The organism is Stenotrophomonas sp. 610A2, from assembly GCF_030549615.1.
GTDB lineage: Bacteria > Pseudomonadota > Gammaproteobacteria > Xanthomonadales > Xanthomonadaceae > Stenotrophomonas > Stenotrophomonas pigmentata.
Map to the genome: position 1 here is coordinate 780,009 of NZ_CP130832.1, position 25,691 is coordinate 805,699.

The 25,691-nt window shown below is 59.3% G+C and carries 20 protein-coding genes; 15 read left to right on the plus strand and 5 right to left on the minus strand.

Going from position 1 to position 25,691, the window contains the following annotated elements:
• The first annotated feature begins 105 nt into the window (after positions 1-105).
• Positions 106-2,793: a pyruvate dehydrogenase (acetyl-transferring), homodimeric type gene (gene aceE, locus Q5Z11_RS03520; protein ID WP_303748745.1), complete on the plus strand. Its 2,688-nt coding sequence runs from the start codon at positions 106-108 to the stop codon at positions 2,791-2,793.
• 80 nt (positions 2,794-2,873) lie between these two features.
• On the opposite strand, the gene Q5Z11_RS20715 is transcribed toward aceE, so the two are convergent.
• Complete coding sequence (locus Q5Z11_RS20715) at positions 2,874-4,100, minus strand: restriction endonuclease (RefSeq protein ID WP_405051649.1); 1,227 nt, start codon at positions 4,098-4,100, stop codon at positions 2,874-2,876.
• A 547-nt stretch (positions 4,101-4,647) separates the two neighbouring features.
• Between Q5Z11_RS20715 and Q5Z11_RS03525 the strand changes: the two genes are divergently transcribed.
• The 5 genes from Q5Z11_RS03525 to Q5Z11_RS03545 all read left to right on the plus strand — a co-directional run bounded on the left by Q5Z11_RS03525 (position 4,648) and on the right by Q5Z11_RS03545 (position 13,125).
• Entirely contained in the window at positions 4,648-6,306 is a 1,659-nt protein-coding gene (locus Q5Z11_RS03525; RefSeq protein ID WP_303748746.1) for a DNA cytosine methyltransferase, read from the plus strand.
• Complete coding sequence (locus Q5Z11_RS03530; RefSeq protein ID WP_303748747.1) at positions 6,303-8,318, plus strand: ATP-binding protein; 2,016 nt, start codon at positions 6,303-6,305, stop codon at positions 8,316-8,318. Before Q5Z11_RS03525 ends, Q5Z11_RS03530 begins: the two co-directional genes overlap by 4 nt.
• Before the next feature lie 281 nt (positions 8,319-8,599).
• A complete protein-coding gene (locus Q5Z11_RS03535; RefSeq protein ID WP_303748748.1) occupies positions 8,600-10,639 on the plus strand; it encodes a Z1 domain-containing protein in 2,040 nt (679 codons plus the stop codon).
• Positions 10,632-11,585 carry a PD-(D/E)XK motif protein gene (locus Q5Z11_RS03540; RefSeq protein WP_303748749.1) on the plus strand — a complete coding sequence of 318 codons (954 nt, stop codon included), beginning with the start codon at positions 10,632-10,634 and terminating at the stop codon, positions 11,583-11,585. The genes Q5Z11_RS03535 and Q5Z11_RS03540 overlap by 8 nt, the downstream gene beginning before the upstream one ends.
• A gap of 346 nt (positions 11,586-11,931) precedes the next feature.
• Positions 11,932-13,125, plus strand: coding sequence for a GGDEF domain-containing protein (locus tag Q5Z11_RS03545; RefSeq protein ID WP_303748750.1), 1,194 nt, complete (start codon positions 11,932-11,934; stop codon positions 13,123-13,125).
• Between the two features lie 277 nt (positions 13,126-13,402).
• Here Q5Z11_RS03545 and Q5Z11_RS03550 read toward each other — a convergent pair whose 3' ends face one another.
• A complete protein-coding gene (locus tag Q5Z11_RS03550) occupies positions 13,403-14,890 on the minus strand; it encodes a hypothetical protein (RefSeq protein WP_303748751.1) in 1,488 nt (495 codons plus the stop codon).
• 28 nt (positions 14,891-14,918) lie between these two features.
• On the opposite strand from Q5Z11_RS03550, the gene Q5Z11_RS03555 reads away from it, so the two are divergent.
• The 4 genes from Q5Z11_RS03555 (at position 14,919) to Q5Z11_RS03570 (ending at position 19,166) form a co-directional block, all read left to right on the plus strand.
• Positions 14,919-16,070 (plus strand): YncE family protein, encoded by a 1,152-nt coding sequence (locus Q5Z11_RS03555; RefSeq protein ID WP_303748752.1) that lies wholly within the window; start codon positions 14,919-14,921, stop codon positions 16,068-16,070.
• 453 nt (positions 16,071-16,523) lie between these two features.
• Entirely contained in the window at positions 16,524-17,489 is a 966-nt protein-coding gene (locus Q5Z11_RS03560; protein WP_303748753.1) for a hypothetical protein, read from the plus strand.
• 91 nt (positions 17,490-17,580) lie between these two features.
• Positions 17,581-18,672, plus strand: coding sequence for a DNA glycosylase AlkZ-like family protein (locus Q5Z11_RS03565; RefSeq protein WP_303748754.1), 1,092 nt, complete (start codon positions 17,581-17,583; stop codon positions 18,670-18,672).
• A gap of 107 nt (positions 18,673-18,779) precedes the next feature.
• The gene (locus Q5Z11_RS03570; RefSeq protein WP_303748755.1) at positions 18,780-19,166 is read left to right on the plus strand and encodes a hypothetical protein; all 387 of its coding nucleotides are present in this window, start codon (positions 18,780-18,782) and stop codon (positions 19,164-19,166) included.
• 434 nt (positions 19,167-19,600) lie between these two features.
• Here Q5Z11_RS03570 and Q5Z11_RS03575 read toward each other — a convergent pair whose 3' ends face one another.
• Complete coding sequence (locus Q5Z11_RS03575; protein ID WP_303748756.1) at positions 19,601-19,969, minus strand: BON domain-containing protein; 369 nt, start codon at positions 19,967-19,969, stop codon at positions 19,601-19,603.
• Positions 19,970-20,200: 231 nt separating this feature from the next.
• On the opposite strand from Q5Z11_RS03575, the gene Q5Z11_RS03580 reads away from it, so the two are divergent.
• Entirely contained in the window at positions 20,201-20,392 is a 192-nt protein-coding gene (locus Q5Z11_RS03580) for a hypothetical protein (RefSeq protein WP_296251210.1), read from the plus strand.
• A gap of 155 nt (positions 20,393-20,547) precedes the next feature.
• Here Q5Z11_RS03580 and Q5Z11_RS03585 read toward each other — a convergent pair whose 3' ends face one another.
• Positions 20,548-20,832 carry a hypothetical protein gene (locus tag Q5Z11_RS03585; RefSeq protein ID WP_303748757.1) on the minus strand — a complete coding sequence of 95 codons (285 nt, stop codon included), beginning with the start codon at positions 20,830-20,832 and terminating at the stop codon, positions 20,548-20,550.
• Between the two features lie 108 nt (positions 20,833-20,940).
• Here Q5Z11_RS03585 and Q5Z11_RS03590 point away from each other — a divergent pair, with 108 nt between their 5' ends.
• The 3 genes from Q5Z11_RS03590 (at position 20,941) to Q5Z11_RS03600 (ending at position 22,649) form a co-directional block, all read left to right on the plus strand.
• Entirely contained in the window at positions 20,941-21,267 is a 327-nt protein-coding gene (locus Q5Z11_RS03590; protein WP_303748758.1) for a hypothetical protein, read from the plus strand.
• Positions 21,268-21,328: 61 nt separating this feature from the next.
• A complete protein-coding gene (locus Q5Z11_RS03595) occupies positions 21,329-22,261 on the plus strand; it encodes a CorA family divalent cation transporter (RefSeq protein ID WP_303748759.1) in 933 nt (310 codons plus the stop codon).
• A 79-nt stretch (positions 22,262-22,340) separates the two neighbouring features.
• Positions 22,341-22,649 carry a DUF3817 domain-containing protein gene (locus tag Q5Z11_RS03600; RefSeq protein WP_303749960.1) on the plus strand — a complete coding sequence of 103 codons (309 nt, stop codon included), beginning with the start codon at positions 22,341-22,343 and terminating at the stop codon, positions 22,647-22,649.
• 129 nt (positions 22,650-22,778) lie between these two features.
• On the opposite strand, the gene Q5Z11_RS03605 is transcribed toward Q5Z11_RS03600, so the two are convergent.
• Positions 22,779-22,958 carry a CsbD family protein gene (locus tag Q5Z11_RS03605; RefSeq protein ID WP_303748760.1) on the minus strand — a complete coding sequence of 60 codons (180 nt, stop codon included), beginning with the start codon at positions 22,956-22,958 and terminating at the stop codon, positions 22,779-22,781.
• An 801-nt stretch (positions 22,959-23,759) separates the two neighbouring features.
• Here Q5Z11_RS03605 and mdoH point away from each other — a divergent pair.
• Positions 23,760-25,679, plus strand: a complete 1,920-nt coding sequence (mdoH, locus tag Q5Z11_RS03610) for a glucans biosynthesis glucosyltransferase MdoH (RefSeq protein ID WP_303748761.1) — start codon at positions 23,760-23,762, stop codon at positions 25,677-25,679.
• Positions 25,680-25,691: the final 12 nt, after the last annotated feature.

Consider the following 25,691-nt stretch of genomic DNA (forward strand, 5'->3'; position numbering starts at 1 on the left):
CTCCATACGCATGCGTAGCCAGCTTGGCAAGGTACCGGGTGCGCTACACTTTACGGCTCAAAATAATGACAAGCGCGCGCGTGCGTGCAGTAACTGGGAGCGCTAATGAACTGGTTGAACGAGATGCTTGATAACGACACGAATCCCCTGGAAACCCAGGAGTGGATCGAGTCGTTGAAGGCCGTTATCGATGTCGAGGGCCCCGAGCGCGCACATCAGTTGCTGGAAGGCATGGTTGAACTGACCCGTCGCTCGGGCGCGTTCCTGCCGTTCTCCCCCACCACCGAATACGTCAACACCATCGAGCCGCAGCTGGAAGCCAAGAGCCCCGGCAATGCGGAACTGGAATGGCGCATCCGTTCCATCATCCGTTGGAACGCGATGGCCACCGTCGTGCGCGCCAACCGCAAGCCGGGCGACCTGGGCGGCCACATCGCCTCGTTCGCATCGGGCGCAACGCTCTATGACGTGGGCTTCAACCACTTCTGGCGCGCGCCCAGCGACAACCACCCGGGCGACCTGCTGTTCATCCAGGGCCACAGCGCCCCGGGCATCTATGCGCGTTCCTACCTGGAAGGCCGCATCAGCGAGCAGCAGCTGGACAAGTTCCGCATGGAAGTGGACGGCGGCGGTCTGTCGTCCTACCCGCACCCGTGGTTGATGCCGGATTACTGGCAGACCCCTACCGTGTCGATGGGCCTGGGCCCGCTGGCGGCTATCTACCAGGCGCAGTTCCTGCGTTACCTGGAAAACCGCGGCCTGATCGAGAAGAGCGACCGCAAGGTGTGGTGCTTCATCGGCGACGGCGAGTCGGACGAGCCGGAAACCCTGGGCGCGATCGCGCTGGCTGGCCGCGAAGGCCTGGACAACCTGATCTTCGTCGTCAACTGCAACCTGCAGCGCCTTGATGGCCCGGTGCGCGGCAACGGCAAGATCATCCAGGAACTGGAGGGCGTGTTCCGTGGCGGCGGCTGGAACGTGATCAAGCTGCTGTGGGGCGGTTACTGGGATGCCCTGCTGGCCAAGGACACCAATGGCGTCCTGAAGAAGCTGATGATGGAAACCGTCGACGGCGAATACCAGAACTGCAAGGCCTTCGGCGGCGCGTATACGCGCGAGCATTTCTTCGGCAAGTATCCGGAAACCGCAGCGATGGTTGCCGGCCTGTCCGACGACGACATCTGGCGCCTGAACCGTGGCGGCCACGACCCGCACAAGGTGTACGCCGCCTACCACCAGGCCGTGAATACCAAGGGCATGCCGACCGTGATCCTGGCCAAGACGGTCAAGGGCTACGGCATGGGCAGCGCTGGCGAAGCGCTCAACCCCACCCACCAGACCAAGAAGCTGGACGACGAATCGGTCCGCCATTTCCGCGACCGCTTCAACATCCCGGTCACCGACGAGCAGCTCAAGGACGGCCAGGTGCCGTTCTACCACCCGGGCCCGGATTCGCCGGAAGTGAAGTACCTGCAGGAGCGTCGCGCTGCGATGGGCGGCTACCTGCCGCAGCGTCGCCAGAAGGCCGACAAGTCCTTCATCGCACCGAAGCTGGAAACCTACGAGCGCCTGCTCAAGGAATCCGGCGAGCGCACCTATTCCACCACCATGGCCTTCGTGCAGACGCTGAACATCAGCCTGCGTGACAAGGAGCTGGGCCCGCGCCTGGTGCCGATCGTCGCCGACGAAGCGCGTACCTTCGGCATGGAAGGCCTGTTCCGCCAGATCGGCATCTACGCCCCGTACGGCCAGAAGTACAAGCCGGTCGACGCCGACCAGCTCATGTACTACCGCGAAGACCAGAGCGGCCAGGTGCTGCAGCAGGGCATCAGCGAGCCGGGTGCCATGTCCTCGTGGATGGCTGCCGGTACCAGCTACTCGGTCAGCAACGTGCCGATGCTGCCGTTCTACATCTACTACTCGATGTTCGGCTTCCAGCGCATTGGCGATATCGCCTGGCAGGCAGCGGACATGCGTACCCGCGGCTTCCTGCTCGGCGGCACCGCTGGCCGCACCACGCTGAACGGCGAAGGCCTGCAGCACGAAGATGGCTTCAGCCATATCGTTGCTGGCGGCATCCCGAACGTGCGCAGCTACGACCCGACCTTCGGTTTCGAAGTAACCGTCATCCTCCAGCACGGCACCAAGGCCATGATGGAAGACCAGATCGACGAGTACTACTACATCACCCTGATGAACGAGAACTACGCCCACCCGGCCATGCCGGAAGGCGCAGCCGAGGGCATCATCAAGGGCATGTACCTGCTCACCGACGCCGGCAAGCCGAAGAAGGGCGAGCTGCGCGTGCAGCTGCTGGGCAGCGGCACCATCCTGCGTGAAGCCATTGCAGCGGCCGAACTGCTGGACAAGGATTTCGGCGTCACCGCCGACATCTGGAGCTGCCCGAGCTTCAACGAACTGCGTCGTGATGGTTTCGACGCCGAGCGCTGGAACCGCCTGCACCCGGAAGCCGAACCGCGCAAGCCGTACGTCACCGAGCTGCTGGAAGGCCGCCAGGGCCCGGTCATCGCCGCAACCGACTACGTGCGCGCCTACACCGACCAGATCCGTGCTTTCGTGCCGGCTACCTACTCGGTACTGGGCACCGACGGCTTCGGTCGTTCGGACACGCGTGCGAACCTGCGTCGCTTCTTCGAGGTTGACCGTTACTACATCGCGCATGCGGCCATTGCGGCATTGGCGAAGGACGGGAAGATGACGGCGAAGGATGTTGCGCGGGCTATCAAACAGTATGGGATTGATCCGGAGAAGGCTAATCCTGTTGGGGTTTGATACGAGGTCTATTTGAATTTGTTAGGGCGGCCGGTTGAAGGGGCCGCCCTAGCTTGTTACTCATTATTATTCGCTGGTTCTCAGGGAGGCGCAGCTCCAGCTTTTCGGTCGACCGACTGGAGCCACTCCATCAGATCGGAGTGGTTTCTGATCCCGAAAGACCTTAGTGCGCAAACGATGTCATTGGCGGAAATAACGAGTATCGGGTGTCCGTCGTCGACGATCTCTTTGTATGCTTGGCTGTTCACGTGAGATGTCGTGACCATTACGCCGAATTGGCGATGGCGAAGTCGTGAAATTAATCGTGAGGTTTGTCGTACCCCCACTGAGTTATGCATTGAGTAACATTTCGCCTCCATAGCAAATTCGACCTCAACACGAGAGCCGAGCGGGCCGATTCGGTAGCGGCCCACTGCATCGCGTCCGCCATCTCGGGACGGTCGGGTTACATCAATGGATGATATGTTAGGAAGTAGCATGCGAGTAATCTCTGCTGCACACCATTCGAATCCCACTGGGTCTACTTCGTAGTGCTCAATCAGAGCATTGATTAGTTCCACGTCCTTCTGGCTAGAGGGAAATTGTTCTGCTTTTGAACGATAAGCTTGGCTCGAGCTCGCCCTAAGTGGTTCGTGTTGCCCATGCTCAATCCATGCGCTCCATGCAGAAGGGGCGTTTGGTGTATGGGCGGCGCCGCGTTGGATGTCTGATATCCATGCGCGATTGATACGTCCAGCGTCTAGAATCGTGAATGTAGCTCGATAGTTCTGAAATCTCCTTCCGTCAAGCTGGTGCCATGTGGCAACTAAGCTCTCCGCTGGGCGAACCCCAATTGCACCTGGTACCGCCAACCCCAAGAAGACGACATCTCTGTAGTTTCCAGTGTTGCGGAAAACAAATATGGGTGGAACGTGCCGTCTGTCTAGGTTGTTCGAGCCGCGTGCAAATGCGTCTCGGAGCATCTCATTACCCCATCGCCGTGTCTGGTGAAGCTCCTGGCCAGGCCGCCGGTTGTCCCCATAGTACGTCAATACTCCTGTCTCTAAATCGATGGAGTCAGGCCAGTGCAATTCATTCATTGTCGTAGTCAGTACGATCAATTTGGGCTGTTCACGACGGCCCAAATGTCTAAATCCTCCTTGATTGCTGACCCCTAGGATGTGTACCAGTGGGTCATCACCAGCATTTCCTCGTCGTCCTCCTGGGTAAATTTGATCAACGACTAAATCGGTAGAACGTAAAATTGCCTTGTTCTCTCCCGCCTCTGTGGCTGCAGTGTCCATACGCAAAATTGCCTCTTGAGTCATGGCAAGATTGTAGTCGCACTAGGTGAAAAGCAATGCAGGCCGCCATTGTTGAGTTGGGTCGACGACGCGATCATCCGTTTAATCAGTCATGGGTTCTTGTGGGAGGGGGGGCATTCGGGGAGGGTCGTGGCGGATGCGCGCGGTGCCGCGAGCATCGACGGTGAGGAGATGGACGGCTGATCGTGCCAGTGCCTTAGTGTGGTGGGTGCCCAGCGCTAAGTCGGTGGCTGTCGGGCCATTTGTCCACAGCTTAGTCTCGAAAGTGCTGAGCATGATGCTATTTGATGCGGCTTGTGGTGGAGCCCCAACCTCGTAACATAATTACTGACTTCGATTTTTTAGCCGTATTGAAGTCTGCATCTTCGCAAACGTTCAATAAGGCTCCAACCTGCGGCATCATGTGTGCGCGGCATGAAAGCGTCTGGCACTAGGTTGGCAGGCCCCCCAACCTGTGCCGAGATTCAGTGAAGGTGTGGGCAGGCTGTTTTTTCTCGCCAATTGTGCCCGCATGGGCGATTTTGACGTATGTTTCCAATGAGAGTATCGGATGTCAACCAAATCCATTTCGCGCAGAGTAGATTTCAGAGAGAAGCCCGAGAAGAGCTGCGCTCCTTTGGCATCCCAGCACAAGACTAAAACGTCAGCTGCTTTGGGCCAGGAAGAAAAGCTGATTCAAAGCAAGCTTGAACGCATTCGTTTGGGGGGGGACATCCGGTACATGGACATGTTTGCTGGATGTGGAGGTATCTCCCTGGGCTTTCTCACCGCGGGATTCAGGCCGGTGGCATCTATCGAAATGGATCCTTGGGCTGCGCGTTCCCATGGTGCAAATTTCGGGGCGCATTCGTTAGGTGGAGATAGGTCTGCTCATCACGCCCCCCGTGATGCGGTAACGGAAACCGCGGATAGCGTCTTTGCTGAACTTGGTCTGCGTGGGTCAACTGATGATCAGATCGACGTGCTAGTTGGTGGGCCTCCATGTCAAGCATTTGCTCGTGTCGGACGAGCAAAGCTTCGCGAGCAGGCAAGGCTCCGCGAGGAAGTAACTGCTGACCAAGCATTCCTTGTGGATGGACGAGTGAGTCTGTGGGAACGATACGTCGCGTTCATTCGCGCCACGAAGCCTGTGGCTCTCTTGATGGAAAATGTACCCGACATTCTCAATCATGGCGGTACAAATGTTGCAGAGCTCGTCTCAAAGAGTCTTGCTGAGGAGGGCTATGACGTTGCCTATACGCTGTTGAACTCTGCTTGGTATGGCGTACCTCAAATGCGGGAAAGGATGATCCTTATTGGCTTTCACCGGTCTACGGGTATCAAGCCACGGTTTCCGGTGCCTACGCATCATTTGGTTTTGCCTCCGGGCTACACCGGTTCCAAGAATGCTGCTCGTCGCGTGCTAAAGGCCGAAGGCTCTGAGTATCACCGCTGGATCCCGGACCCTGCTCCTGATTCGCCTATTGCCACTCCAACGTCGCATGCACTCGCGGATCTTCCTCCCTTGTACGCTCGGGAGATGTTGCAAAGCGGGGCAATTCGTCGTGGGGTGAAAGATCCATCGGAACCCGTCGAATACACCGCAAGGAAGCCGACGACGGCGTACTCGAGGCTGATGAGGGAATGGTACGGTTTCGCTACTCAATCAACCACGGGGCACGTCTTTCGATATTTGCCAAGGGATTACAAAATTTTTGCTGAGATTCAGCCCGGGTGGGAATATCCCCAAGTTCATGCGTATGTCGAGAAGAAGATATCGACTTGGCTGGCTGCTCGAGAGCGCAACGGACTGTCCATAAATCCTCGGAATGCAGATGTCCGGGATTTCATCGCCGCTTGGCACATCCCTTACGATCCTGCTAAGTTTCCAAATAAATGGTGGAAACTCCGGCCTGACACCCCCTCGCGCACCCTCATGGCACACCTCGGCAAGGACTCTTACTCTCATATCCACTTTGACTCTGAGCAGGCAAGGACCATCACCATTCGGGAGGCCGCACGGTTGCAGTCTTTCCCTGACGGATTTGTATTTAAGGGCTCAATGAATCCCGCCTTCAAGCAGATTGGTAATGCGGTGCCGCCGCTCTTCGCTTATGCCATCGCACGTGGAATTCGCAATTCACTGGGGGCGCCGGAAACGGTTGATATGCGCTTGGCGCTGCTTGGCCTGAAGCCGTCGCAGATTAAGACCACGGAGGGCAAGAAGTGAACTTCTTAGTTCTTCGTTTGCTAACCAAGTCCGAATTGGGCATGTTTCATGAGTACCGCCGACAGGGGAAGGAGCGAGCGAAGCAGCGTGCTATCAATTTCGATCGCGGCGTCGTCGATAGAATTTTTCCTTCGGCAAATGACTCTGCGATTATTGCAATTAGTTGTCGTAGGCTTGAGGACGAACGTGCTGTTGTTGACGTTGCTTCTCGGCTCAAGCGGCAGGGGAAGAACTGGAGATTGGAAGGTGACTGCCCGACGAGTTCGTACTACGGCTTTGTTCACCCAGGTGCTCTCTTTGCGATGAGTATTGATGCTTCGACGACCCCTGCGAAAGCATCGTGGGTCGTTATTGCAGCTGATCACCCCGCTCATGCCAAGATTCTAGGTCATGGGGAGAGCGCGCGATTGGGGCGGTCGGCAATGATTTCGCTGTACGGCGACGAAGGCGCTCATAGTCGAAGTGTACTAGTAACGAGCTTTCCGCAACTATTTGATGGGGATCTTGAAATGTCGAAAACCTCGGAGCTGACGCAGATCAACGGTGTCCAAGAGGAAGAAGTCGCACCTGACCCACTTGGTCTCTTCAACATTCTTGCCCGTGCGGGTCACGGGCTTCCTAGTGCGGTAGCTGATCTTGTGGACAATAGTCTTTCGCATGGTGCCCGCGAGATCATCATCACTTTCCCGAATCCGAATATGGATGGCAGATGGATGTGTGTTCGTGATGACGGTGTCGGAATGACTCCTTCGGGTTTGCGCGATGCAATGAAGATAGGGCATCAGCGTAACTATGACGATGGCGATCTAGGTAAGTTTGGTTACGGTTTGAAGGGTGCTGCATGGTCCCAGGCCGACAGCTTGACGGTGGTTTCAAAGGTAGCGAAAGGTGAGCTTGCGACACTCACTTGGGATAAGGATCATCTTGCGAGCACGCGGCGCTGGGCGTTGCTAAATGAAGCCGTATCTCCCGTGCATGCATCCTCTGTGCAGATTGGTGAGTCGGGTACGGCTGTTTTGCTCACAAAGATGCGTCCCACCTTAGTGCCAACAAAAGGCGGGGCTAGTTCGCCCTATGCACAGGAGCTCGCATCGATCAAATCTCACCTTGAGCTCGTCTTTCATCGGTTTCTTGAAGGCAAGGTCCCTGGGCGCGAGAAGGTTGTTATCAAGTTGAACGATGAAGTTCTGCGTGCGAATAATCCTATGGGGCATCCTTTGAGTACAGAGTACGATCAGCATCGGATCGTCCTTGATAGCGACGAGCAAGGTCGAGTTCCGGCGCTTTATGTGCGCGCATACGTTACCCCAAATGAGTCAGAGTTCGATGGGTACGTCAAAGACCTAGAGCCAACGCAGCAACGTGTCGAACGGGAACGCCACACTCTGAATGGTCGTGCCAACGACGCTCAGGGCTTGTACTTCTACCGTTTGCATCGCCTCATAAAATGGGGTGGCTGGGAGGACATTTTCGCTAAGGATGAGCACACGAAGCTAATTCGAGTCGCCATCGACTTCGATAGAATGGCAGATGAACTGTTGCAGGTCGATATTAGCAAGCAGCTTATACGTTTGCCCTTTGCCATCCGCAAACCTCTTGAAGATGTGATTAAGGCGCCTCGCGCGGCAGCGCGTGTCAGATATAACAAGAAGGAAAAGTCCGTTCCTTCGTCGTCGCCGGTGGACGCGCAAGGTTCGACCGCAGATAGACGTTCTTCTGTTGGGATTGGGGTGCAGCCTGCGCAGCCGGCTGCTAACGGAGGCAGGGGCGTCACTTCCTCAGCGGCGAATAACGTCAAGACTTCCGTGCGAGTTGTAAACAGTGGTGCGAGGGCATGGCAACGCAAAACCGGATTCAACGGCGAGGAGGTTGAGGTTACCCAGCTGATGCCGGAATTGGTTGAGCTTGTGCGGCACATCGATAGGAATTCCGAGGCCAAAACGGCGCTCTCGGAGTTTCTGCGTGTCTTGGAGAGTGTCGGCGTCCCTGAACTTTTGATTAGTAGAGATTGATGATGGTCAGGTCGCTGCAGCCGCTGGCCTTGAGGCCGAGACTTTCCCTGTGGACAGATGGAGTTGTCTGGACGAACTGGTCTAGGCACGAGGCATATTTGAGATCTCAGCCCAAGTGGAAGTCGCATCAGGTTGATTCTGTTGCAGAAGAATCTCTGCGAATTATCTCGAAAACTACGCCTATAAGTCGGCCGGAATTTCAGTGCAGGGGTCTAGTCGTTGGCTATGTTCAGTCTGGCAAGACGGCAAATTTCACTGCCGTGGCTGCGCGGGCGGCGGACGTGGGTTATCGCCTTATTATCGTTCTCTCGGGAATCCACGATTCGCTGCGTAACCAGACTCAGCGCCGATTGAATTTGGAGCTCGCCGGTACAGGTGTGGATTGGATCGTTCTGACGGATGAGGGTGGCGACTTCCGTGAGCCGCCAGTTGCGGATGGGTTTTCTTCAACAGGTACTGTCTTAGTTGTTGCAAAGAAAATTGCGCCAATTCTGAGGAGGCTTAATCAGTGGTTCCAAAAGCTCGAAGGTCGGTTAGTTGATGTTCCGGTTTTACTGATTGATGACGAAGCAGATCAAGCTTCTATCAATACGCGGGGCAATCGTCTAGATCCGAGTATCGAAAAAAAGGCAGTTTCGCTTGATGACGACACCGCGCCGTCAGTAACCAATGCGCTCATTCGCGAAATTCTTGGAAGAATACCTCGCGCAACATATATAGGTTATACGGCAACGCCATTTGCGAATATTCTTATCGATCCTGGCGCTAATGACAGTCAAGCTGGCGAAGATCTCTTTCCGAAGGATTTTGTAGTACAGCTCCCGAGGCCCGAGGGCTATACGGGGACGGAAGAACTTTTTGGTGTAAGTGCCCAAGGGAGGGATGTTATTCGTCCGGTAGGATCAGGTGACGTGGATGCGTTGAAGTCAAAGCCTCGCAGAAGAAGCGAAGCGATCGTCGCTAAGGGGGCGCTTGATCTGCCCAGGTCGCTGGCTGATGCTCTTCTGACATTCGCGCTCGTTGGCGCTATCAGGCTCTTGCGGGGGCAGTCCGACAAGCCACACACAATGCTGGTACATGTATCGCAGTTTCAGCAGGATCAGCTGCGTATCGGTACGGCGATTGAAGATCAAATTCGCGGCTGGTTTCATCATGAGGATGCTGAGCCCGGTGTGCTAGGGGATATTTTCCGTGCTGTACTCAGTTCGCTCGGGGCTGTCGAATTGCCGCGTACTGAGGAAGTAGTCATCGAGGCAGCAGTGACTAATCTGGCTCGCTTGAAGGTTGTTGTGTTGAACAGCACGACGGGTGGTGAGCTCGAATACGACACGCATCCAGGGCGGCAGCTCGTGGCAGTTGGGGGTAATCGCCTGTCGCGAGGTTTGACACTCGAAGGTCTAACTATCGCTTACTTTCTTCGAACTACGACGCTGGCCGATGCCCTGCTTCAGATGGCTCGTTGGTATGGTTTTCGTGCAGGGTATGAAGACCTGATTCGCATCTGGACCACCGAAGGAATTGCGCAATGGTTCGTAGAGCTCGCGCTGGTTGAGGAGTCCCTTAGGGATTCAATCACTGCCCTAAATAGGGCCGGGCGTCGACCTGATCAAATGGCGATTCGTATGCGCGCTCACTCGAAGCTTCTCCTCACCAGCAAAAGCAAAAGTAAGATGCTGACGGATGATGCGCGCTCATGGTCTGGAGAGAACCCGCAGACGATCTTGTATCCGTTGCGCAACAAGGAGCTGCTGCAGCGCAATGTCGATTTGGCCTCTCAGCTGTTGAGGCAGCACCCACCTACGCAGAATGCGTACGGAGGAGCTCTCGCGCACGACGTTCCTGCAAAGGATGTCGCGCATTTTCTGCGCCTCTATGAAGGGCATCCGGGTAGTGTTGCATTTCAGGGGGGCGAATTAGCTGACTGGATCCTGGAGCGGGCCGAGTCGGGCGAGCTGATGAACTGGACAGTGTTCGTTGCAGATCCGCAGCGAGAAGAGAACGTGATTATCGGTGGAAAAGCTTTTGGCCTAGTGAGGCGCTCTCTGCAATCTCAGGAGTCAATCGGAATTCTGATTGACCCGCGACATGAAGGTGTTGATCTGCGTGGAGGGCCTGAGAACTATCGGACGGTCTCCGGTTACAGTGCTAGGTCTATGCGCGAGGACCGCCCTGCTCAGCAAGGGTTACTTCTGCTCTACTTTCTTGATCCTGAGCCGCTGCGGGCGGCGGCGCAAGCCGTGCTGGGCGTGGCCCTCTCCTTGCCCCGAACTGTTGATGCCAATCAGCGGTTCGTCATGAATCGGGCATTCCTCCATGACTGAGATCACTCAAGAGCGCTGGGCATTGCTTCGGGAGCAACGGCCTCAGTACGAAGACATTTACGAGCAGGTGGTCGATGACTACATGGCTGCTTTAATCGGCATATCTAGTGATGGACGACTCCATTTGCTCATTGCGGTCGATGCTCCGCCACTAAGCTTACCTCCGGACCTGCAGAGCCTTCAGGTTCGCGTGGTGGAGGGGGATGAGGTCTGGATAGACGTCTCTGCTCGCAGCCATCATGAGGAACTACTAACGCTGGTTGCTAGTAGAATTTTGTATTCTGTTCGAACCGAAGGTCGCGGTCCGGCGATATCTGTCGAACGAGTTATCGACGAGATGCGTTCAGCTTTGCGCCCAGTTACACCTGATCTTAGCGTGGCGGAGCAGATAGGATTGTTTGGCGAGCTATGGGTGTTATCGAATGTGTTAATCCCATCAATCGGTACAAGGATATGTCACCTCTGGAGTGGTCCGGAGAGCGAGCGGCATGATTTTGTCGGAGAACGGATTCATATCGAAGTTAAAACAACGACGAAATCAGAGCCGAGACATGAGATTACCCGACTTGATCAGTTGAGAGCTCCCAATGGCAAGCGCCTTCTGTTTATTAGTGTCCTTCTTGAGAGAAGCTTAGGTGGCCAGGAAACGCTCGCGGATCGTGTCGATGAAATACGGGAAAAGCTAGGGTTTGATGGGCAAGCACTCGACGCTTTTGAGGCGCGTCTCGCCAAAATCGGTTGGCATGAGGGTCTTCGGCAAACGGGTGCCCTCTTGAGATTTACATTCCGCAATGTCCACGTCTTTGAGGTCGCCGGAACGTTTCCTCGGATGCCAGATGACTATATGCCGCCGCTAGGGGTCTGTGGTGTTAAATACAGCATAAATGTTGGTAGCTTGCCGTCTCTTGATGTGCGAGAAGTTAAGGAACTCCTTGATCTAGTTTGAAGCGGAAGTCACTTTTGCCAAATGGAATGCACATTTGTCGGTCCGCGATGAATCTCGATTGATGCGGGACAAAAATGGATGGCAGAGTTGGTTTGCACTTCTTGAGCGCCTTGCGGGAGGCATCCGACATGCTATCTCGGCCTAACGTAAGAGCCCCCGAAGTCGGCAAATTGCTAGTCCAGCTTCGCCCTGCAGCCCCGTAACCCCAGCCGAATTCGGTACGATACGCGCGGGGACAACGCGGTGCCGGGGGATCAGCGGCAGCGTTGCGAGTTCTTGTTTGGCATCCGTCGTTCCACATGGGGTGGACCAGCGCGCCTTCGCCTGCCTTTTTGTCGAACACCCAATGATCGCCACCCTCCTAGTCGGCATGCTCTGCGTTTACCTGCTGAGCTTCACCGTGATGTTCCTGCTCATCAGTCGTCGCTTGCAGGACGAGAAGATGGGCATGGACGTGTTCGGCGTGGGCAACCTGATGCTCGGTGGGGCCTATGTGCTGCAGCTGATGGAAGGTGCGCCGGGCTGGAGCTGGCTGAGCATGGTCAACCACACGCTCACGCTGTGCTCGCTGCTGGCGTATTGCGTGGGCGGGGCGCGGTTCTTTGGCCGCTCCACGCCGCTGGCGATGCCCTTGCTGTATCTGGCCGTGGGCTACAGCCTGCTGCAGATCCTGGTGAACTGGACGCTCGGCCCGGTGGCGCGCTACGTGCTGCTGGCCGGCACCTGTGCGGTGTCCTTTGTCGGCATGGTGGCGGTGCTGCTGTACGGCGTGCGCAGCTTCGCCAGGGACCTGCGCGGTGAGGTGCTGCTGTTTGCTGGCTTGATCAGCGGCATCTGCGTGCTGAACGTCATCAAGCTCAGCAAGTTGCTGTCCGGTGGTTTCGAGGCGCTGAGCATGGACGGCCAGTTCTCGATGATCTTCTACGTCTATATGTGCTCTCTGGCGACCATCCTGCCGCCATCGATCGTCTGGCTGGTGCTGCGCCGCCTGACCGACAGGTTGCGCGGCATTGCGGCCCACGATCCGCTTACCCAGCTGCTCAACCGCCGCGGCCTGGGCGCGGCGCTGGATGCCTGCTTCCGGCGGCCGGGTACCACTGCGCGCCTGCTGTTGATCGACGTCGACCATTTCAAGCGCATCAACGACAACTACGGCCATCAGACCGGCGACGCGGTGCTATGCGGCGTGGCCGAGGCCTTGCGTGCCTCGGTGCGCAAGGACGACCTGCTGTGCCGGCTGGGCGGCGAAGAGTTTGCCGCCATCTGCGTGGGCGCCAACGAAGCCTCGGCCCTGCGCGTTGCCGAGCGTGTACGCAGCAGCATCGAACAGGCGGTGATGCTGCAGGGCCCGCGCTACGAAGGCCTGCGCTGCACCGTCACCATCGGCGTCTCCGACAGCTTCTCCAGCGAAGCCGGCCTGGCCCACGCCATGCAACAAGCCGACGTAGCCCTTTACCGCGGCAAACACACCGGCCGCAACCGCGTAGAGCAAAACCGGGGTCAGAGTCGGATTAACGCGGCGCTGGATACGGTGCACTAGCCCTTTCCAGCTGGCTCGGGGCTGCGAGGCTTCTCTTCTTTGGCCCCGCAGTCGTCGTTGGGAGCTCCTGCTCGATTGAGTGGGGCTGAGTCCGCGGGCCCGTTGGCCACTCGTGTAGCCAATGGGAAAACGCGTACCAGATTGGTTACCCGCTTGTCATGCGAAGTGGCTGCGTAGGATCCATCGTGTGTGGGGGCTCCTGTGCAAATGGTCGAAACCAGGTTGGCATGTATCGCAACCCGGTTGATGGCACGTGGCAAGCAGATCTTCGCTGTGCTCAGTTGGGCCCGGCTGCGGCAGGGGTGATTGCAGGGCTATCGCTGGCCTTCTCTGGAGCGGCGAACCAACTTCTGACTTCGGTCGCGGGAATCGGTGCCGATTGGCCTCGCTTACCCACGGTCCACGTGGGAGAGGCGATGATGAAGTTGCTGCCCATGCGCGTCAAAATCTGGACGTCAGAGATCAACATCAGGGGCTCTCTTGAGTTAGTGAGATGCGTGCAGGTTTCGACGATGTTAGAGGCTTTGGCAATCTCGCATCCAACAGGGGTGACGACCATCTGCTGGTTGCGCAGCATTCCCATTTTGAATCTCGAGGCGGCCATGTCATTTGCGTCGAAAACAATACCAGTGGCTAGAATGGTGTATAGCGCGATGAAGAACCACAAGAAGTACTGGTCCTTTCGCTCGTGACGATAGATGCTGAAGATGAAGCAATGTATGGCAGGGAGGGTCAACAAAAACGAAATTTTGGCCAGATCGTCTCCATCGCGAAATGCTTGCACGAGAACGCTTGCCGTCAATCCAGCGATTGGAATGACAATTCCATACAACGCAACACATCGAACGTAGTACTTGACCCAGCGCCACCTGCGTCGTTTGCGGCGTTCTGAACCGGTTGCAGGGCGGCTAGCGATGAGGGACGCAAGGAGAGTTGCCGTGCACGCGATAAGGAACAGCCCAAGCGCATAGGTTGACCATTCTTCCGGCAATAAAGAAGTACCCCAGAGCAGTCCCAGTGCCGTCAAGAAGCCGAGAAAAGGGAAGAGAAGCGCAAAACCCATGGCGCGCTGCGTGGGATCTCCTGCTTTTGACCTTTTGTGGACAGGGTTGTTGCAGCAAGGACAAACCCTATTCCACCGTCTGACTGCACGGGCCCTTACGGCCGGCGTCGGAGGCCGGCAAATGGCTTGCTGATTCGACCAGGCTATCAGTGCAAGGCTTGGGGAAAATACGACGAATACGAAGAACAGAATGGCAAGCAGTGTGAAAGCAGCGATAGCTGCCGCCAGAAGGCCGATGTCCATAAAGGTCAGTTGCGGCAGGTGGCCTACGCGCCAGAAGTGGACAACCACTCCAAGAATTCCAAGGGCTCCCAGCTCCCATTTATGCGCTCTAAGGTAGCTGAATATTCGTCGTAACTCATTGACGTACTCAGATGCTGCGTCCAAATCCTTTTGCATCATTGATCCCTTTTTTTCTTTGCAGGTGAAAAAGTCAGCTTGCAGAACAAGGGGGATCGGCGGCCTGAAGGGATTCTTTAGTGCTGTGACTGGCAGCTGGTAGCAGTGCAGCTGATCCATAGAGGAGATACTGGGGCGGTAGTGATTCGTATTTTTCTTGCTCTCAACTGCTTCCACTGTTCGGTTGGTTCTTGCAATGGGCTGACTCAATGCCCGGTTTTGCTCTAACATGCCGCCACCAGCCAGCCATTCCGCATGATCTGCGGGCCCGCCGTTCGACAACGGCGCAGCGAGCCAGGACACCCTTCGTGCCCTATCAAGGAAGCTCGCAATGTCGAAATCCCCCCTGTTCCGTTCCGCTGCGCTCGCGCTGGCGGTCTCTCTTGCGGTAGTTGCGCCGGCTGCTTCGGCGACCTCGCCGGTTGCTGCAACCAGTAGCGCTACCACCAATGTGCAGCGCCAGGCCGTCGCCAAGGGCCTGTACGAACTGGCTTACAGCCCCTCGCAGAACGCCGTTTTCGTCGCCTCGTCGGGCGGCTTTGGCGATGCTGCCGGCCCGGCCCAGGTGCTGCGGCTGGATCCCACCACGCTTGCTGTGCAGCAGCGCATTCCGCTGGAGCGCAAGGGCTTCGGCGTGGTGCTGGATGACGCCAACAATCGCCTCTATGTTGGCAACACCGTCGACACCTCGGTGACGGTGGTCGATACCGCGCAGAACAAGGCCATCGGCACCGTGCAGCTGATGGAGAAGGTCACCGGCAAGGACGGCAAGTCCTATTACAGCCATGACCTGCGCGAGCTGGTGGTGGATGCACCCAATCATCGCCTGTATGTCACCGGCCACTCGCAGGAAGGCAGCGTGTTGTTCGTGGTCGATACGCAGTCGCTGCGTTTGATCGACACCATCGAAGGACTGGGCAAGGCCAAGGCGCCGGGTCTGGCGCTGGATGCCGCCGGCAAGCGCGTTTACACCAGCAATCTGCTCGGCGAAGTGGTCACCGTCGGCACCGACAGTGGCAAGGTCGAACAGCGTTACCAGGTCAGCGCCGAGCAGCCGATGAACATCGCGCTCGATCCTGCGGGCAAGCGCTTGTTCGTCACCGACCAAGGCCTGGAGATGATCCGCAAGTACCAGGGAAACAGCATCGAAGGCTTCGTCTCGCGTCATCCGGGCAAGCGTGTGCTGGTGCTGGACCGCAGCAGCGGTGCTGAGCTGGCCAGCATCCCGACCGACGCTGGCCCGCTCGGCATCCTGCTGGACGCACCACGCAAGCGCCTGTACGTGACCAACCGCGAAGCGGGCAGCGTCACCGCCTACGACAGCGACAGCTACCAGCAGGTGGCCAGCTGGTCGGTGCCCACCCACCCGAACAGCCTTGCGCTGGATGCGAAGAACAACGTGCTGTACGTCAGCATCAAGAACGGCGAAGGCGACCCGAAGGGCGCAGAAGAAGCCGTTGCACGCATCGACCTGGGCAGCTGAAGCAACGCTATTTGCAGCGTCCACTGCTGCGTGGGCCGAGGCCAGCATGCCTGCTGCCTCGGCCCTTCTTTTGTGTGGCAGCCAGCGGCGGATCGCAGCTCTTTCGCATGCGAAGCGCGAGCACGGCGCCTGTATTCCAGCTAGCGGCGTGCGGCATGGTCGGCCTGTATTCTGCCAAGAGCGCGGGACAGCGCAGATGCACGCATCATCACGATCAGGGTTCAGCGGGGCGGAGGCGCATTGCATCGCTCGGGACGCGAAGTGGCGCTGCTCGGGCCAAATTTTTGACGCGGTTGCGAGCGTGACTCGCTGTGCATGGCGTGTATACGTTGTGCAGCGCCGTCTATAGAATTCCTCTCGGGGAAACACCAGTCATCTTTGAGCATGACCGCCACGATGCGGCGCTGGATGCCTGTTCTTCAAAACATTCTTGTCGAAACGGAAGTCGAGTAAATGCAGATTCGTTTGTTGTCGCTGGCCCTGTTGGCGTTTGCCTGCGCGGATGCCCGTGCGGATGACGCTGCGGTTGAGAGCGCTGTCGCTCCTGAGCCCGCAGCCAAGGTAGAGCGCCCTGCGCGTATCCGTCTGTTCGGTCAGAACGGCGTGGGCCTCACCATGTATACCAACGCGGTGTGCAAGAAGGAGTACGACGAAGAGATCGAAGCGTCGGGCTCTCTCGGGAACTACTTCAAGGCGATGGTCCGCAAGAAGCCGGAGAACATCTCCATCGGAATGCCGGAAACCGACGACAGCCGCAACCTGGCCATGCGCGACAAGCTGTGGGCCAGCCCGTATTACGCCGAGCACGCTCTCGTGCCGGGTCAGCCGGTGTTGTTGCAGGCGAACATCGCCAATGGCTCGGGCTGGACCTGCAATCGCGGTCGCGGTATCGAGCTCGGCTTTGTGCCGGAGCCGGGCGTGGATTACGAAGGCGACATGATCCGCGATTTCGAAGGTGGCAGTTGCGGCATCGCCATCCGCCGGATAGCGGCGGACGGCACGACGACGCGCATGGTCGGTCAAATTCCGCCTTCCAAATGCGAGGCCCGGCCCACGCGCACGCCGTCGCAGATGGTCATGCTGATGGACGCGGATAACCTGAAGTATCGCCTTGCCGAAGAAGACGCGGGCATCGACGAGCTGGACAACGACGAAGACAGCCTCGAAGACCTGGAAGAGATGATCGCAGAAGCGCCAATCGCCGCCGCCACGCCGGTATGCATCGTCGCCAGTGCCGACAGCAGTACCAGCGAGTTCGCCAAGAAGCTGCCCGCGCTGCTGGAAAAGCGCGGCGTGCAGTCGCAGGTTGTGCGGGTTGATGCTAATGCACTGAGCTCGGAGTGGGGCCTGACCGAACAGCAGCCGCTGGGCTTTGCGTTGGCCGAGTATTACTGCGGTTCGATCAGCAGGTCGCGCTGATCCAGCATGCCGAAGGGCTAGGGTATGAGGCCGGCGTTCGTGCTCGTCGGGGTGGTTATCCTGCAGACGCGGATGCTGGCATCATCGGCCCATGACGCTCACCCTCGACTACCTGCGCCGCTACGCGGTCGCCCGCTCGCTGTTCAAGCCGACCACGCTGATGCGGGCGATTGCAAAGCTGGGCTTCGTACAGGCTGATCCGATCCGCGCGCCCGCCAGGGCGCAGGATCTGACCTTGCGGCACCGGGTTGTTGGGTATCGAGCTGGTGACCTGGAACGCCGCTATCCGCGCTTGCCGGTGGAGGAGGACTTCTTCGTCAACTATGGTTTCCTGCCACGCGGACACCATGCGTTGATGCATCCGCGCCAGGCGCGGATGGAATGGACGCCGGCACGCTGGAAACAGGCACAGGCAGTGCAGACATTCATCGCTGAACGCGGCGCTGTTCATCCGCGCGAAGTGGAGGCGCACTTTGCGCATGGCAAGACCACCAACTGGTTCGGCGGCTCGTCCAATGCCAGCACACAGTTGCTCGATGGCATGCACTATCGCGGCCTGCTGCGAGTGGCGCGACGCGATGGTGGTACTCGGGTCTATGCGGTTCGCGATGCGGCGCAGCCGGTTGGTGGCGCCGAGATCGATGCGCGCATGGATGCATTGATCGATCTGATTGTCGGCAAGTACGCGCCCTTGCCGGATGCCAGCCTGGGTCAGCTGGTGGCCTATCTTGGGAACGGTGTTCCGCAATGGAAGGATGCGCGAAAAGCCGCATTGATACGTGCGCGCCAGCGTTTGCAGCGGGCGAGGGTGGATGGCATCGATTGGCTTTGGCCTGCCGAGGAGCGCGCGGAAAGTCGGCGCTGGAAGCCCGACGCACAGGTGCGCTTGCTGACTCCATTCGACCCCGTGGTTTGGGATCGCCGCCGCTTCGAGTTGTTGTGGGGTTGGGCGTACCGTTTCGAAGCGTATACGCCGCCAGCGAAGCGCAAGTTGGGCTATTACGCGTTGCCGCTGCTGTGGGGTGACCGGGTTATTGGTTGGGGCAATCTTTCGGTGGCCGGTGGTGTGTTGAATGCGCAGCTGAATTACATCGAAGGACGGGCGCCGCGCGATGCTGGGTTTGTCGACGGGCTGGACGCGGAGATGAGTCGCGTGCGGGTGTTTCTTGGTTTGGCTGATTGAGGTCGACACTGCGGGAGGCATCAGTTTGGCGGAGCGAAGTTGATTGCCGGCTGTCGCATCCGTCATGCTGCAGATCCACACCATAACCAAGTAGACAGGACCCCTACGTGCCACCAACCACCGCTGCAACCGCCCGCAACAGCGCCGTGCATATGGTCGTGGCTTTCTTGGCGATGGGCAGCTGGGCCACGTTCGCAAATCTTGCGCACCCGATGCCGCGGCCGTTGATCGCCGGGGCGGTGCAGGGCACCTTGTCGGCGCTGATCACCCTGTTCCTGAAACGCATGATCGAGGCGCTGTCGGCTCGTTTGCCTGGAATCAGCGGCTATTGGGTGCCGCCAGTGGTTGCTGTTGCGGTTTCATTGACCCTGCTCAGCAGCATCCATTGGATTGCCGGAACACCTGAGATCCTGAAGACGATCGTGGTGCCGCTATCGGTAACCGCGATCTACGCAAGCAGCTACAATCTGGCGCTGCGCCGCATGCGGGCGTAGCAGCGACGTAAGCCGCGAAGCAGGAAACGTCTGCAACTCGGTAGTGCCGAGCCATGCTCGGCAGGGGCTTTCCCGGCAATGCCTCTGCCGAGCATGGCTCGGCACTACAGGTGGCACTTTGGCAGTTTGGCGAAGCTGATGTTGCTGCAGCAGGCGAAGAGCCAATCCCTCCCCAGCCCTCCCCTTCGCTACGCGAAAGGGAGGGGGTGTAGTGCCGAGCCATGCTCGGTAGGGGCCTTCCCGGTAAAGCCTCCACCGGGCACGGCTCGGCACTCTTGAAGGATGCGCGCCCGCGGCTCAACGACGTTGTTCCGTGTCGACGTCGCTTTGCCACCATTGTTTTGCAGCCAGCGCTTCGCCCACGCATCGCGCCCACGCATGTGCTCCGGCTTCGGCGCGCTGTGTATGTTTGTATCGTGCATTGGCCGTTGTGCTTACTGCGGCGGTTTGCCGCCGATGATCAGCCGGCTGTCGTCGACACTGATGACACCGTCCACCGTGCGCGCGATATTGACCATGCGGTCAGCATCTGCCTGGCTTGCCACCTGGCCACTCAGGGAGACCATGCCGCCGCGTGTTTCCACGTGGATTTCCATGCCCGGCATGTCTGCTGCGCTGGATAGTCTTTCCTTGACTTCGCGGGTGATCCACGCGTCGCTGCCAGGTTGATCGGCGGCGTCTTGGCCGAGCGCTGCTGCCGGTGGGCTTTCCTGTACGGCTGGCGCGCCGGCGGTGGCTACCGGCGTACAGGTGGGTAGCGTTACGGCAATCAACAGTACACTCCGTAGGTGCAAGTGTTTCATCACGATGCTCCTTTGGTTTGGAGAACAGAGCCAACATCGCACTGGCCCATCTCGACCCTAGCAAGCATGGAGTTAGCCTCGTGCGCCTTTGTTGTTAGCTGCACACGAACGCCCCGGTATTCAACTACGTCACTGCGAGCTGAAGCCGTGGATGAGTATGGGGATGCTTCACCAACATGCACGTGATGCTTACGCCTGCATGCCTAGCGTGGAGCTATCCCGCAGCGGAGCATGACGATGACTCAGGGTGACAAGAGCGCTTATACAGGCAAGCAGAAGCGACAGGCCGCGCATATCGAGGAAAGTGAGCGCAAGCAGGGGCGTTCGAAGGCGGACGCCGAGCGCATCGCCTGGGCGACAGTGAACAAGCAGGATGGCGGCGGAAAGAAATCGGGCTCGGGCCGTGCACAGCACAAGCATTAGCAGTTGCCAGATAGGCGAATTCTTGGTTGCGGGTAATGCCTGAAGCGTGCCTGCAGGAGCGGCGTAAGCCGCGAAGCCACCGGTCTGAAACGCCACCAGCTTCGCGGTTCACACCGCTCCCACAAGGTCTTCAAAGCAAAGTCGGAAGAAGCGGCTCAGGCCTCTTCTTCCTCCTCCTCTTCTTCGTCTTCTTCTTCCTCGTCCTCTTCGTCTTCATCCTCTTCTTCGAAAGCGTCGGCTTCTTCGACGCGGACGAAGTTGGGCAGGGTGTCGGCAAAGCCGATCTGCTTGCCGTTGGCCAGCATCGGGCGCACGGCGCGCTTGCCGGCTTCTTCCACTACCGCGAAGCACACCAGGCTCTGGGCGCTCTCGTCACCGGCTTCTTCGAACACGGCTACCCAGCCGTCGGCGGGGATGATCTGGATGATGTTGTCTTGCATGGCTGGACTGGTGGTTGAAGGAATGGCGAGCTTGCGTGAAGGCGGGCGCGCTTTGCAACCGGGTGGCAGTGGGATACTCCGGTGTCGCTTGCCCGCAGGAGACCCGGGATGGCCGAAGCACCGCTGCGCACACCTGACGGCCGCTATCTGGTGGTACGCGGTCGGCTATGGCGGGCCAGCAACCCGGGCTTGCCCGAGCAGATGCGCGCATCGCTGGTGAGCCAGCTGATGGCCGCACGGCGGGAGGTGGGTGCGGCGCGTCGTTCAGGTGACAGGGAACGGCTGGCCAAGGCCGGGACGGCGGTGGATGCGGCCAAACGTGGCTTGGGTGAGCGCGGACCGGTGTGGTGGCAGGACGGTGCACCGGACTTCAACCGTCACCTGGCCAAGAACACGCCGTATGCGAGCTGGTACGCCAAGCAGCAACGGCCCTGAGCCTTTACTCGGCGTGCCTCGCAGACGAGGATGAACGCTGGTCTCGACGCGGAATCACACCATGCTCCAATGCCGCACCCTCGCCACCGCTGCTGGCGGCACGGCGCCAACGTCGTTATGGGTGGATCTGTGCCAACCAACACCGGAGGAATTGGCGCAGGCTTCAGCGCAGGTGGGCTTCCTTATTCCCGATCGTGCCGGCATCAGCGAGATCGAATTCAGCAGCCGGGTACGCGTTGAAGGCGAAGCGCTGGTGCTGAATCTGCCGCGCTTCCAGTACGAGGTGGAGCATGTGGTCGGGCCGCTGGGTTTCGTGGTCGCACCCAATGCATTGGTGGTGCAGCGCGAGCACCGCATCGATGCACTTGAAGGCGTGGAGGCGGAGCTGGGCAAACGTCCCTGCCACGGCTCGGCGGACCTGTTCCTGCGCATGATCGAGCACATCGTTGATCGCCTGGCCGATCTGCTGGAATCGCTGGAAAGTACGATGAGCGAGTTCTCGCGCCAGGCATTCAACCACCCCAGGGGCAAGCGCGCTTCACGCCGGTTGGAGCAGATGCTGCACGAGGTCGGGATGATGGGCCGCCGCATCGGCGCGCTGCATAACACCTTGCACGGCATGCTGCGGATGATGAGTTACCTGGATGAAGCGACGCCTGACTGGTTTGGGGCGGATGCGCCGAAGCGGATCAAACTGGTGGTCAAGGACCTGACATCGCTGAGCGAGTTCGAGCAGCAACTGGGCGACCGCAACGAGTTCCTGCTGGACAGCGTGCTCGGCCTGATCAACATGGACCAGAACGAGGTGATGAAGGTGATGGCCGTGGCCTCGGTGGTCGGCATCCCGCCAACCGTGCTGGTCGGGGTGTGGGGCATGAACTTCGCCTCGATGCCGGAACTGCATTGGCATTACGGCTACGCCATCGCGCTGGCCGCGGTAGGCCTGAGCATCGTGGTGCCGCTGCTGTGGTTCAAACGGCGGGGCTGGATCTGATCGTGTGCGGATGCGACGCATTCTCGCCTACAATCCCGCTTCTCCCGCACCCCTGATGGAACCGATGTCTGCCAAACCAATGACCCCCGCCGGCAAGCTGTTCGCTGCTGCCGCACTGATTGAAGGCGTGACCTGGGCCGGCCTGCTGATCGGCATGCTGCTCAAGTACGGCACTGGCACCACCGAGTTGGGTGTGTGGCTGTTCGGCCGCCTGCACGGCTTGGCCTTCCTGTTCTACGTCGTGGTCACGCTGTACGCGTGGTTCAAGCTGCGCTGGCCGCTGTGGGCGGTGCTGCTGGCCTTGTTGGCGGCGTTGCCGCCGCTGGTGACGGTGCCGCTGGAGTTGTGGTTCCGTCGCATTGGCCTGCTGTCCGAGCGCAAGCTCTGATTCGTTGCTGATGTAATGGCGCGGCCGGCTTCCACACGGTCGCGCCATTGGAACTGCACAGTGTTGCCGGGTGTTACGGGGTCCGGTTATGTGCGTTGCGGAAGCAGTTCTTGCGGAGTGATGCGGTCGTCATGAATGTCGATGCTTTACCTCGTCTGCAGCCTTGCCCATTGCTTTCTGTGCTTTTCCTGCATTTTTCTCCATGTTGCCGGCCATCTGCTGGGCTCTATTGCCTGTCAACTTTCCAGCAGCTTCCTTGATGGCACCCTTGATTTCGTGTTTGGTGCCTTCAACACGGTTGCGGTCCACGAACGGTCTCCGGAAACGTCTGCGTCGCTGCAGACAGGTCCAGACTGCGCATTGCAGGGTTTGCGGCAGGTGAGCGCAATGTTGTGATCGCGTTGTGAGCAGGGCCGGATTTAGCCTGCGTTGTGCGTGCGCGTGTTTGCGCTCTGTTCACCGCAGCGCGCTGCAGCCGGATTCAGATGCCTGAGGCGAAGTCATTCCGGTTCTGGGGTCGTGCCATTGGCGGTTTGTTCGAGCTGCTTGGCCCGCCGTGAACTGCGCGCTGCCTCATGTGGCTCAGTGAAGATGCTTGTGTACCGCCATCGGCACGCCAGCTGGCGGTAGTGTGCCGGCACAGCCCAGCCTGCCGAACGCGTGGTTCTGCCAGCGCCTCCGCTTCAGGTCTGGCGGGAAAAGGGCGCTACTGCGGCTGTTTGATGCAGCCCTTGGCAAGCGTGGAGCCTGTGCTCCTGGGGCTGCGCGCAAGCCCCATCCGCGCACAGCGCCAGCGTCAAACTGACTGGCACAGGTGTACCTGTCGAATTGATGATGGATAATTCCCCGTCGCCGATGCCGTGAAGGGATTGCGGCGGTTGGGCCCGGAGCGGCCCGGCTGGGCGTGTTGGCGCCCGCAGCGAGGTGGTTCGAGGGGGCTCCCGCATCGCGACCGGCAGGCTTCGTTTGCCGCAGGTTTAAGTTGGTTCTTCTAGTTTTCCCGGCTGGTCGGCTTCTCCTTCAAGGATTTCAGGTGCAACACGCAAGCAAACAGCGTTACGGCAAGGTGTGTCACCAGCACGGGCTGCAGGTCACGCAGCGGGGTGGTCGATGAGCTCTACGGTCAGTACCGACAACGGGCTGGATGCCGGCATCGCCGTGCTCCCGGCCGAGCACCCCTTGGCAATGCCCGAGCAGTCGCTGCGCTCGGGCAAGCTGCATGTGTCGCGGCAGAAGACCGCCCCGGCCAATATCGGCCTGCGCCGGCTATACGTCTTCGGCAGCACCGCGCTGACCACGCTGCTCGCCACCTGGTTGATGGCGCGGGTGTTGTCCAATGGCGGCATCAACGTGCTCGAGGCCTGTCTGCTCGGCCTGTTCGTGCTGCTGTTCGCCTGGATTGCGATGTCATTCGTCAGCAGCCTGGCCGGCCTGCAGGCGCTGCTGCGTGGCCGCCGCAAGCTCGGCATCTTCCCGGATACGCCGCTGCCGCAGCTGCGCAGCCGTACCGCCTTGTTGATGCCCACCTATAACGAAGACCCGCGCCGGATGATGGCCGGCCTGCAGGCCATCTACGAATCGGTAGCCGCGACCGGGCAGCTGGATCACTTCGATTTCTACGTGCTCAGCGATACCACCCGCGATGCCATCGGCCGTGCCGAAGAGCAGGTGTTCGCGCGTCTGGTCGAGGCCACTGGCGGTGCCGAGCGGCTGTATTACCGCCGCCGCGCCAGCAATGTGGGCCGCAAGGCCGGCAATATCGCCGACTGGGTGCGCCGCTTCGGTGGCGCCTACCCGCACATGCTGATCCTCGACGCCGACAGCCTGATGACCGGCGATGTGATCGTGCGTCTGGTGTCGGCAATGGAAAACCACCCGACCGTCGGCCTGATCCAGTCGCTGCCGGCGGTGGTCGGTGGCCGCACCGCCTTCGCCCGCATGCAGCAGTTTGGTGGCCGCGTGTACGGGCCGGTGATGGCCTATGGCGTGGCCTGGTGGCACGGCGCTGAGAGCAATTACTGGGGCCATAACGCGGTGATCCGCACCCAGGCATTCGCCGAAGAAGCGGGTCTGCCGGAACTGCCGGGGCGCAAGCCGTTTGGTGGTCACGTGCTGAGCCACGACTTCGTCGAGGCCGCACTGATACGCCGTGGTGGCTGGGCCGCACACATGGTGCCCTACCTGCACGGCAGCTACGAAGAAGGCCCGCCGACCCTGACCGATCTGTTGATCCGTGACCGCCGCTGGTGCCAGGGCAACCTGCAGCACTCCAAGGTCGTGGCCACGCCGGGCCTGCATTGGGTCAACCGCGTGCATATGTTGATCGGCATCGGTCATTACTTCACCGCACCGATGTGGGCGATGCTGATGCTGATCGGTATTGCCATTCCGCTGATCCACGGCGGCATTGATCTGGCCGAGGAGTTCCACCTGCACCTGCAGATGGCACCGGCGAATTACTGGCGTGGACTGGATCAGGATGGCGTGTTCTGGGTATTCGTGGTGACCATGGTCGCGCTGCTGTCGCCCAAGCTCATGGGCTATGTGGCGATGCTGACCTCGCGCAAGGAGCGCATTGGTTGCGGCGGCTGGTTCCGCGCTTTGATCTCGATGCTGCTGGAAACCGTGCTGGCGGCATTGATGGCGCCGGTGGTGATGTATGTGCAGTCGCGCGGTGTGGCCGAAGTGCTGGCCGGCAAGGACTCGGGCTGGGACGCGCAGCAGCGCGATGACGGCAGTATTTCGGTGAGCGCCTTGTTGCGCAGTTATGGCGGCCTGAGCGTGTTCGGCGTGGTGATGGGTGTAGCCGCCTATCTGGTGTCGCCGCCGCTGGCGGCTTGGATGGCGCCGGTGGTGATCGGCATGGCGCTGGCAGTGCCGGTGGTGGCATGGACCTCCTCGCGCAAAGCCGGTGACTGGCTGCGCAGGCACGGCCTGCTGTGCATTCCGGAAGAGAACGCACCGCCGCCGGTATTGCTGCGTGCCGCCGAGCTGCGTGCGGCCGCGCTGAAGGAACCGCTGCAGGATTGAAGGCTTTGGCTT